Raw genomic sequence first — 11,503 nt, forward strand, 5'->3', positions numbered from 1 at the left:
CCAGTAATTAGTGCGCAGCGACGTTTGTACAGAAGAAACGCTGGTATTATAATTGGTACTGGCTTCAAGGGACACCTCATATTTCTTCTCTTTCTGTTTGGAGGCAAATAAATTGAGACCAATATATCCGGATTTCGTTACGTTATAAACATCGTTCACATAATTCACATTCCTGGTCAGGCCGCCATCCGCACCACTACCTATTCTCAGATCTATGGGAGCGATCTTCCAGTTAAAATTTGCATAGAAATGTGCATTGCTATTACCATTTACATTGACTGCCTGCGTCGTTCTTTTTCCGTTTCCGTCCAACACACTGCGATTGCTGATAGCATTACTGGTAGTCGAATAGTTCAAACTCACCCACATCCCCCGGTTCGTCATCACCTTATAATCAGAGAAGCTGGCATTAAAACTATTATTAAAAGAAGGCTTCAGATTCGGGTTTCCGATGACCACATTCACCGGATCATCATTTACCAGGATTGGTTGCAAATCATTGATTCCAGGCTGCCGCGTATAGCCGTTATAGTTAAACGACAGCCGGCGTTGCGAAGTGATATTATACCGGAAAATAGCCCTCGGATACCAGTTAACGAAATTACGATCCCGCTCATGATCTCTGAACATATCCTTCTGCTGAAAGCTGGTCAGCCCTACATTGCTACCTACGCTAACACGTACTTTTTTCTTCGTATACAGATAGTTCAAACCTCCTTTGTGGGTAAGTATATTAAAAGCATAATCATTACTATACAACGAATCCATCATGTCATATTTCCCGTCACTGTTCTGGTTAAAAGAAAGTCTGTTGGAATGATTATTATCTACATTAATACCATAGTTAATTGCCAGCGAAGAACTTTTCGATAACGGTTCTGTATAAGTAATATTACTATTGATACCAATCGCTTCATTGTTCGTTGTTTTACGCTGATCGGTATTTTGAACAGAATCTACCAGTCCCATTTTATAGAAATTAGCCTGTGCGTCCAGCAATCCTTCTCCATTGGTACGGCTATAATTTTCCGCAAACAACACAGACAGGGTGCGGCCTTTCTTCTTAAATTTCTTACGCCACAAAATGCTCGAGTTGAATCCTCCAATATCAGACACAGACGAGGTTTTCCGTTGGCTGTTATTTACCATATCTGTATTTGCCAATACCTCCGCAGTATTGAACATACTAGATATTTTATGATCCAAACTACCATCTACCATGAGTTTGATGGAAGAACTGGAATCAATCTGATTTTCGTAACTACCATTAAGGCGATTACGAAGAATGCTGTTTTTAAACTGCTCAGATGAGTTATTATAGTAAGTGGTATCTTTCAATAAATCCTGTGAAACCGTGTTACTGCTGCCATCCACAAACAATTTCATGATCTTGTAGTTGGCATTCACATTCTGCCGGTCCCTGTCCCATTTATTGCCATAGTGTAGCCCTCCGGTTTGCACCAGCGGATATCCATTACCCTGATACCGGCCGTCCCAGCTATCGAGGTCATCTCCCTGACCATTGAATTCAAAGTCGCCGTCATCATTGACCGATATATCACCATTGCCGGCACCGAATTTCTCCCGGTCACCCCAGTTCAAACCTATCTTGCCGGTATTGGACACAATCCCGAAAGCGGCTAGTTTTTGTTTGCCCCTAAACACATTGAACATGGCTTCATTGTTATGATAGCCCTGATCGCCTGCACCAACGGCCACTTTCCCAAAATAGCCCCGCTTCTTATCTTCTTTCAGCTGAATATTAATCGTCTTTGATTTTTCACCATCATCCATCCCGGTGAAATTGGCCTGGTCACTTGTTTTATCGTACAATTGCACTTTATCCACCATGTCGGCCCGCAGATTTTTAGTGACCAGTGTGGGGTCATCGCCAAAAAACTCTTCTCCATCTACCAGTACTTTCTTCACGGTTTCTCCCTGTGCAGTAATCTGTCCTTTATTATCAACCGTTATACCAGGCAGTTTTTTCAACAGATCTTCCACAGATGCATTGGCTTCTGTTTTGAAGCTGCCTGCATTAAATTCCGTGGTATCCCCTTTCATTTTAATGGCGGCAATCTTTTGCTGGATCACCACTTCCTGCAACAAACGGGATCGCTGCGTCAGCATAATTTTATCAAGATGCACTACGGAAGTATCAGCTAACGTTAACGTCTCTACGTAGTCAGCAAAGGCAGGATAACTAATAAGCAGTACATATTTACCGGCCGGAATTTTGTTCAGTTCAAAGTGACCTTTTTCATCACTTCGCGTAAACCTGACGAGTATAGAATCTTTGGCCTGGAGTAGTGCGACTACGGAGTGTGACAATTGAACGCGATTCAGGGTGTCTGCTACATTTCCTTTTACAACCGCCTGTTGTGCCAAACAGAGCTGGGTAATGGTGAGCAGACAAAGGATAAATCCAATTAGTTTCTTCATTGTGGACAAATACAGGTTCTGGGTAGAGATGCAACGAGGTTAAAATTCCATAATAAAATTTGAAGTCTAATGAACGTGTGTGATAAACATCTGTTAAATGATAACCTAGTTATCATGTAGAGAAAGGGGAGATTAATAAATCGTTGTCATTTAGCATTGCATCACAAGATCAAAATGCGTAAATTTCGGAATCCGTAAATAATTGTATCTTATACTATATCCATTCCCGTTATGAAGCAGGAACATTCACTCAGAAGCAGTCATTGGTTTGCCCGTGGAGGCAAAGATGGTTTTATTTACCGCGCCTGGCTAAAGAAGCAAGGCATCCCCGCTCACGAGCTGGAAGGAAAACCTATTATCGGCATTTGTAATACCTGGTCGGAACTAACGCCCTGCAATTCTCACTTCCGGGAGTTGGCAGAAGCGGTGAAACGTGGTGTGCTGGAGGCGGGCGGTTATCCGTTGGAGTTCCCGGTGATGTCGCTCGGAGAAACGCTGATTAAGCCTACCGCTATGCTTTACCGTAACCTGGTGAGTATGGATGTGGAAGAATCTATCCGCGCCAATCCGCTGGATGGCGTGGTCTTATTATGCGGATGCGATAAAACAACACCTGCATTGGTCATGGGCGCCTGCAGTGTAAACATACCCACGATTGTTGTATCGGGTGGCGCTATGCTCACAGGCCGGCACCGTGGACATGCCATTGGCACCAGCGATATCTGGCGGTTTAGTGAAGACGTAAGGGCCGGTCGTATGACCAACGAAGAACTGATGATGGCAGAAGCCGGTATGTGCCGGAGTGATGGCCATTGCGCCGTAATGGGCACCGCCTCCACCATGGCTTGTATGGTGGAATCCCTTGGACTATCACTGCCTCAAAACGCCGCCATTCCGGCGCCCGATGCTGCCCGTAAGGTGCTGGCCCAGCTGTCCGGTGCTGAAGCGGTGAAAATGGTACGCGAAAACAGGCGATTGTCAGATATCCTTACCAGGGAAGCCTTTGAAAATGCTATCCGCGTAAATGCAGCTATCGGCGGCTCCACCAACTTCGTTATTCACCTGCTGGCCATTGCCGGGCGCATCGGTGTAGAACTGAACCTGCAGGACATGGATACTTTTTCCGCCAACATCCCGCTCATCGCCAACCTGCAACCATCGGGGAGTTATTTCATGGAAGATCTTTATTATGCGGGCGGGCTTCCGGCCGTGATCAACATCCTGCTCGATCATCTGCACAAAGATTGTTTAACGGCCAACGGCAAAACCATCGGCGCCAATTACGCCCATGCCGTGAGCTATAATAAAGAAGTGATTGCCCCCCTCGACACACCTTTCAATGCGGTTTCCGGTATTGTAGTATTAAAAGGAAACATTTGTGAGCAAGGAGCGGTGATTAAACCATCCGCCGCCAGTCCGCATCTGATGCAGCATACCGGCAAAGCAGTAGTATTCGAAGATATTGACGATTATAAAAAACGAATAGATGATCCCGCACTGGACGTAGATGAAAACAGTATCCTGGTGCTTAAAAACGTAGGTCCCAAAGGCTATCCCGGCATGCCGGAAGTAGGCAACCTGGGACTGCCGGCCAAACTGCTGGCGAAAGGCGTTACGGATATGGTACGCATCTCTGATGGACGCATGAGCGGTACCGGCTTCGGTACGGTGATCCTGCATGTATCGCCGGAAGCGGCCGCCGGTGGTACCCTCGCCATTATCCGGGAGGGAGATGTGATTACCCTGGATGTACATAACCGCCGTCTTTTTGCGGATATTACACCGGAAGAAATTGCCAGCAGGAAAGCATCCTGGAAGGCGGTCTATCCACAATCTACCCGGGGCTACGTGCAGTTGTACCAGCAGCATGTGGAACAAGCCCACCTCGGTGCGGATCTCGATTTTTTGAAAGGCAGCTCCGGCAGTGAAGTGACCAGGGATTCTCATTAAATAAAAACGCGCAAAACACCCGTTATGCAATTCGAAAATAAAGTAGCTATCGTTACCGGCGCAGGCCAGGGCATTGGATTTGAAATATGCAAACAACTGGTACAAAGAGGCGCCATTGTGATACTGAATGATATTGATGAAACATTGGCCAACAACGCGGCCAATGACATCACCAGCGATAAAGGCATTTGCATTGCCATGCCAGGCGACTCCAGCGACATCACTTTTATACAGCAAATGGTACATGTGGCCGTTACCCGCTACGGCAGCATCGACATTGTGATTGCCAATGCCGGCATCACCCTGTTTGGCGACTTCTTTACCTATACGCCTGCCGCTTTTTCCCGCGTAATGCAGGTGAACCTGGGCGGCACTTTTTTTCTGGCACAAACAGCCGCCAACCGGATGAAGCAACAGGAACACGGTGGCGCCATTCTGTTCACGTCTTCCGTTACCGGCCATCAGGCGCATAAAGACCTGGCTGCCTACGGCATGAGCAAAGCCGCCCTGGAAATGCTGGCTAAAAATTTAGTGATTGAATTGTCGCCTTATAAAATTACGGTGAATACTATTGCACCCGGAGCTACGCTCACAGAACGCACGCTCGATGATCCGGCATATGAAAAAACCTGGTCTACGCTCACCCCTATGGGCAGGCCGGCGCATACGCTCGACATTGCCAATGCTGCGCTGTTCCTGGTGTCTGATATGGCCCGGCATATTACCGGCCAAAGTCTTATCATTGATGGTGGGTGGACAAGTATTAGTCCTTCGCCCTTCTAAGGAGCAGAAAGCAGAAAGCGGAAAGCAAAAAGCTATTGTGGCGGATATTTTAGCGGTGATGAGCATATTTTTTTCCCGCAAAGCCGCAAAGCAGCAAAGGCGCAAGGATGACATAATTGTTATATAGCTGCGAACTTAAAATTTCGCTTCGATACTTGGCGGCTTTGCTACTTTGCGGCTTTGCGGGAAAATGTCTTAATCCCGGTCCGCAATCAGCTGCAGCAGCTCCTTCGCATTTAACCTGCCGGCCTGATCACTACCTTCCAGCAGTTGATCGGCCAGATCTCTTTTACTGTTATGCAGTGCTATAATTTTTTCTTCGATGGTGTGTTGTGCTACCAGCCTGTAGATCGTCACTGGCCGTGTTTGTCCGATACGATGCGCGCGATCGGATGCCTGTTCTTCAATCGCCGGATTCCACCACGGGTCCATATGAATCACATAATCTGCAGCCGTTAAGTTAAGTCCCAGTCCACCTGCTTTCAGACTGATCAGGAACAACTGCCCGGTGCCTGCCAGAAAATCTTTCACCAGCTTATCACGCTGCGACATAGGCGTACTGCCATCGAGGTAGAGATAGGTAACACCCATAGCATTTAATGCTTCCCTGACCAGATCCAGGTGCTTTACAAACTGGCTGAACACCAGCGCCCGGTGATTATTGGAGATCAGTTCCTCCACAATTTCCCGGAACACCAGTAATTTGGAAGAAGGGATATCTGTTTCTGCATCCACCATCTGCGGATGACAAGCGGCCATTCTCAGGCGGCTGATCTCTGCCAATGCCCGGATATGCTGTTGCGCCATACTCCCCTCCTGCGCCTTGATATTCTCCAGCGCTTTGCGGCGCAAGGCTTCATAAAAGGCCGCTTCATCGGGCGATAAACTCACCAGCTTTACGATCTCTGTTTTTGGTGGCAGCTCGTCCAGTACATTGGTTTTGGTACGGCGCAGGATAAACGGTGCGATCAGCTTTTTCAGGTGTTGCTTCACCGCACTCTCCGGATTGCGAACAGAGGGGAATACAAACTGTTTATTGAAATGATCCAACGTACCCAGCAATCCGGGGTTCAGGAAATTAAACAGGTTCCAGATCTCCCCCATATGATTTTGTATAGGCGTACCCGTTAGCATCAGCTTAAATCCTGCCTGCAGCGACATGGCTGCTTTGGAGGTTTTTGTCTGGAAATTTTTAATGGTATGCGCTTCATCCAGCACAATGGTAGGCCATTTCACGGACGACAATAGCCGCTCTTCCGCCTGCAGCAAACCATAGGTAGTGATGACCACATCAAAAGCGCCGGCGCCTTTTACAAGAGCGGCACGGTGGCCGTTGTGCAGGTAAATTACATTCAGGGAGGGTGCGAAGCGATTTATTTCATTACTCCAGTTACTGACCACCGAGGCGGGGCAAATCACCAGCGCCGCACCTTCCTGTCCGCGTTGTAAAAGCAGAGAAATGGCCTGAATAGTTTTACCCAATCCCATATCATCTGCCAGGCAGGCGCCGGCTCCCCAGGCTGCCAGATGCGTCATCCAGCGGAAGCCTTCTTCCTGGTAAGGCCGCAACGTTGTTTGCAGCGTCACTGGTACCGACACCGTTAATTCCATGGCGGTAGTTCGTTTGTGGGCAAAGGCTTTCCAGGCACTATCTGTGGTAACACTCCCTGCCTGCTCCAGCAATTCATCCAGTACAGTGGCTGCAAAGGGTTGTATACTCACCGTATTACGGTCTATTTTTGCGACGCTGGACATTTCGTTCAGGCGTCGGCGTAAGTCGGCCGTCAATGCCAGGTATTCACCGTTTTGTAAGGCAACGAATCTTTTCTTAACGGTGCGGGTAGTGTCCAGCAAGTCTTTCAGCGCCAGCACAGTGGTTTCATCTACCTTCAGTTCTCCCTCGCACATAAACCAGTGGTCCTTTTCTTTCAGAGAAATACTCAGGTGAGCAAAGCCTGCCTGGTGGCTGATTTTATAGCGCTCGCCTTCCGGCCATTCTGCCCTTACCAGTTCCGGATGTTCCCTGATAATTTCCAGTAGCTGCAGGCAGTCCAGCGGGTCTTCAAAGATGATGGTATCATCGGAGAGATCCTGCGCAATAGCGCCCTGGATGAGATTCATCAATGCTGTGATATTACTCTTTTCTTTGGCCAGGTCCCGGATGGCCTGCCAGCGCTCTCCGTTGCTGATACCGATAATATTATGCGCACCGGTACCAGGTTTGCAATAGGGCGGGTCTATCGTGAATGGCTTTACGTAGATGCCGGCTTTTAACCCTTCTCCCAGTGGCAGCAGTTGTATTACAATACGACTATCGCCCGGACGCTTATTGATATTAGCGGCAATATCGCCCATATCCGCATGGATAGTAAGGTGTGCGCCAATGCTCTTTAACACCTGTATGAGCTTATCTTTCCCGGCAGCCGGTACTATTGGTATTTGCTGCAAGGTTTGTAATAAACGCCGCTGCTGAGGCGTGAGACTAATTACTTTCAGCCGGGTATTGGTTTCTTTTACAAACACCGTTTCGCTGATATAATCTTCTATGTTGGCGCTAAACGTATAACCCTGACCGTTTTTATTAACACTCAGCTCGGGTTGTGCTTTTACTATTTCTACGGAAATGGTGGGATCGGCTTCCAAAAACAACAATGGATGCCCTGCAATCTCCTGCCATACTGTTTCCGCAAAAGAATAGGATTCGCCGTCGTAGTTATAATAATGATCTTTCTGCACGGTATTGCCTATACGAAAATCCTGGTCGGTCATCGCTTCCGCTTTGCCGTCCTTTAGTTTTTTCAACGCCACATTTCTGCCGGCGCTCCAGGTGTTGGCGCCTTGTGATGTTTGCAGTACCGGTTGTATTTTATAGTGATCAAAATCTATCAGGTAAATTAACCGGGAGGCGACTACATTTTTCTCTTTTTTAGTAAGATGGCTGTCCGCCCCCAACAGCGTATTTAAAAGCCGCTCCCAGTCAGGTGTTTGCTCCATCTGCGAAAATACCGGCGAATGACCGGTGATGGCAGCAGCTTCCTGGAACTGACTTTCATAACCTGCATAATCATCTCCCTTAAATAAATATAAATATTCGTAGGTGAGTAACCGGTAGTGACGTTCCATACCCAGACTTAACAGGTGCCCGGCTTGCGGACTAAAAGTGCGCAACAATCTGCTTTTAGGATGCAGCAGCTGCAAACACAGCACAGATAAATAACTTAGCAGGTTACTCTCTGCACCTTCCAGTAAAATCAACAACAGGTTATCTGCTTTTTCCTTCCGTCCTGCATGAAAATGCAACAGGCAAACGGCGGGTGTAAAAGCGGGCAACAATTTTCGCTCATAGGCCACCACAATTTTTGTGATCAGGGGATTCGCTTTCTCAGCGGGCAATACCGCCAAAGTAAAGGCGTAGTAGAAAGCAAACACCGGCGATAAAGGCAGCGTATTTTTTTTATCGTACTGCCGTTGCCGTTTGATTCCTTTTTCAAATTGTGCAAGGGCTTTTTCCGGTTCACCGCTATATAATAATATCACTGCCTGGGCATATAAATCGTCGGCAGACACATCTGCCGGCGGCATATTAAAATGCCCCTGCAAAACAGACAGCTCCGGAAGATTGATCCCATATTGCTGACGAAATGCTTCCAGTTCGGCTATGGGCGGCATTTTCAGCAGGTTGTACTTCAGCGCATAAGTTGCTATCCTGTTGACACTTTCTGTGCTGAAAAATTGTAACAACTCCGCATAGGCCGGAAAATATAACAGGTAGGATAAGTACGGTTGGTATTCATCCAGTTCCAGTTCCAGCTTTTTTACAGGAGCTGATAATAAAAAACGGTCACCCGTAAAGTAGGCGGTGAGTAGTTGTTGCAGGTCCTGCAGGCGTGCGCTGATACTATAAAAGGCATGAATGGCCGCACGCGAGCGGCCTTGCAGCACGGCATATTGCGCCTGTGTTATATTTTTCGGGAAGAGTAAAAAGTTTAGCTCCGGTATCAACGCATAATTCCCGGTTACGTTTTTGATCACCCATCCGGAAGTGACCAGGTGCTTTAATATGGCACTGATTTCCGTGCCCTTCATTTCCTTTACCCGATTTACGGCATCGGTAATCGTAAATGTTTCCAGTGGATACAGGTACACAGATAATACATCCATCACCAGTCTGGTATGGCTTTCCTGAGATTCATATTGCTGCCGGTAGTAGCTTTCGTTTACCATGGCAGCAAATTTAGCGGATTATGGGGAGTGCGGCAGTTTTTTAATCCTGTCAACGAGTTGTTCTAAAATTATTTTTTGCACGCGGCAACCTTTTCATTGCTTTTTGCGAATAAGGATACGTACCGGATTGCCCAATCTTGCTGACCAACAGCAGGCGATGGCGTATTTATCTTTTTTATTCTCAAAAAAATTTTAATCAGCATGAACTGCGTAACAAACACCTTATTCTCATGGATAGCTGTGTCCGGCATTGTGGTTTTCAGCGCCTGTGGCGGAAATGACAACAACAACCCCGACAAACCTGCACCCAAGCCGGTAGTACAACTCAGCACCAGCGCTACACTTGGTAGTCACATTTCAGATGTGGATGGCAATTCACTCTATTATTTCTCCAACGATTTTAACGGCGCCAATAACTGCAGTGGCGGATGTGCAGCCGTATGGCCTATTTATTATGCAGGAGATAATCTGGCACAGGCTTCACTGGGCACAGGTTTAGACATCAAAGACTTTGGCACCATTACTACTACTGATGGCAAAAAACAAACTACTTACAAAGGATGGCCGCTATACTACTATGCACCAAATGTGAATGGTACCAACGTACGCGAAGCCGCTGGCGAAACAAAAGGAGAAGCCGTAAATAATGTTTGGTTTGTAGCCAAAACAGACTACTCTATACAACTGGTAAACGCCCAGCTGGTGGGGGCAGACGGGAAAAACTACCTGGCAGACCATACAGAAGGTACCGGTAAAACCCTGTATTTCACCGATGCCAAAGGTATTACGCTGTATGCTTTCAGCATTGATAAATTCAACGTCAATAAATTCACCAAAGCAGACTTCTCTAATAATGCGGTGTGGCCTATTTATGAAACAGATCAGATAGTTGTGCCTTCTATACTTGATAAAACACTGTTTGGCAGCATCACCGTATTTGGCAAAAAGCAATTGACCTACAAAGGCTGGCCATTGTACTACTTCGGACAGGACGCAGGGGTAAGGGGTGCCAACAAAGGCGTTAGCTTCCCCGCGCCGGGAGTATGGCCTGTTGTTACCAAAGATGTGGCTGCAGCTCCGCAGCCATAATCATCAACACAGTACCGGTTTCAAAAGCCGGTACTGTTGATAAAATTTTATGCTAAATCTTATATCGTGTAGTGTTACGGGCGACCGTTACATGTGGAGGGATATTAAGTTTAGTCTCTTCTGCTTTCTACCATATACACAAAGCTGTCGGCCCGATAATAACCCAGGTTATATTCGATGGGGCGTTCGCCCTGGTCGTATACAAAGCGTTTCCTGAAAAGGATAGGGCTGCCTGTTTCCAGTTCCAGTTTGCCGGCAATAAATTTGTCGGCTGTTTTTGCGCTGATTTCTTCTTTGGATAAAGTAGCGGTGGTCATGTAGTCCTTCTCGAGGATATCATACAGCGGCCGCTTAAAATCTTCTTCTCCGGTTAATCCTACACGGGGATGGAAATAGGAGATAAAATAAACGAAAGGTCCTTCAGCTTTACCTCTCAGGCGTTCGAGTTTCAGTACTTTCTTCGTGAGACTTATTTCAAAAAAATTGGCAATGTTTTCATCTGGTAATACCCAGGTGACATGCAGCTCAAAATTTTTGATCGCAATGCCGCGGGCGGTCATTTCCTGTGTAAAGCTGAGCCAGTTCTTGGATTTAGAACTGATAGCAGCTTCGGCCACTTTAGTCCCTACCCCTTTTTTGCGGGTCAGTAAGCCGTCGTAAACGAGTTTATTTAAAGCATGACGTAAGGTAGACCTGGAGATAGCCAGTTGTTTGGCTAACTGTACTTCATTGGGTAAAAATTTTCCACCCGCATATTGGGGGTCTTTGATCATGTTTCGTAACAGGTTTTCGGCCTGAATATGAAGGGGTAAAGGATTTTTATGATCTATACTCAAATTCATGTCTGCAAAGCAACTGGAAAATAACTAGAAAAACAATTTTAGCACCCCTTATTTTAGCAGGTATGTCTGCTTTCGGCCCAAAATGACATCGATAGCAATTTTTCAGATTAAACAAACAATTACCATTTATAAGTGTTGTTAATCAGGATCTTAATGCATGAAATGGATAATCC

6 protein-coding genes are annotated in these 11,503 nt (G+C 46.7%); 3 read left to right on the plus strand and 3 right to left on the minus strand.

The window, feature by feature from the left end; all coding sequences use genetic code 11:
- On the minus strand, positions 1-2,442 hold a 2,442-nt coding region (locus VIP81_RS22575; RefSeq protein WP_331966738.1), incomplete at its 3' end, for an outer membrane beta-barrel protein.
- Positions 2,443-2,673: 231 nt separating this feature from the next.
- On the opposite strand from VIP81_RS22575, the gene VIP81_RS22580 reads away from it, so the two are divergent.
- Complete coding sequence (locus tag VIP81_RS22580) at positions 2,674-4,392, plus strand: IlvD/Edd family dehydratase (protein WP_331966740.1); 1,719 nt, start codon at positions 2,674-2,676, stop codon at positions 4,390-4,392.
- Positions 4,393-4,416: 24 nt separating this feature from the next.
- The gene (locus VIP81_RS22585; protein WP_331966742.1) at positions 4,417-5,175 is read left to right on the plus strand and encodes a glucose 1-dehydrogenase; all 759 of its coding nucleotides are present in this window, start codon (positions 4,417-4,419) and stop codon (positions 5,173-5,175) included.
- 195 nt (positions 5,176-5,370) lie between these two features.
- On the opposite strand, the gene VIP81_RS22590 is transcribed toward VIP81_RS22585, so the two are convergent.
- Positions 5,371-9,399, minus strand: coding sequence for a DEAD/DEAH box helicase (locus tag VIP81_RS22590; RefSeq protein ID WP_331966744.1), 4,029 nt, complete (start codon positions 9,397-9,399; stop codon positions 5,371-5,373).
- A 201-nt stretch (positions 9,400-9,600) separates the two neighbouring features.
- Between VIP81_RS22590 and VIP81_RS22595 the strand changes: the two genes are divergently transcribed.
- Positions 9,601-10,488, plus strand: coding sequence for a hypothetical protein (locus tag VIP81_RS22595; protein WP_331966746.1), 888 nt, complete (start codon positions 9,601-9,603; stop codon positions 10,486-10,488).
- A 110-nt stretch (positions 10,489-10,598) separates the two neighbouring features.
- Here the strand turns inward: VIP81_RS22595 and VIP81_RS22600 are convergent, their stop codons facing one another.
- Positions 10,599-11,330, minus strand: a complete 732-nt coding sequence (locus tag VIP81_RS22600; protein ID WP_331966748.1) for a GntR family transcriptional regulator — start codon at positions 11,328-11,330, stop codon at positions 10,599-10,601.
- Positions 11,331-11,503 lie beyond the last annotated feature (173 nt).

Source organism: Chitinophaga sp. (assembly GCF_036566945.1).
GTDB lineage: Bacteria > Bacteroidota > Bacteroidia > Chitinophagales > Chitinophagaceae > Chitinophaga.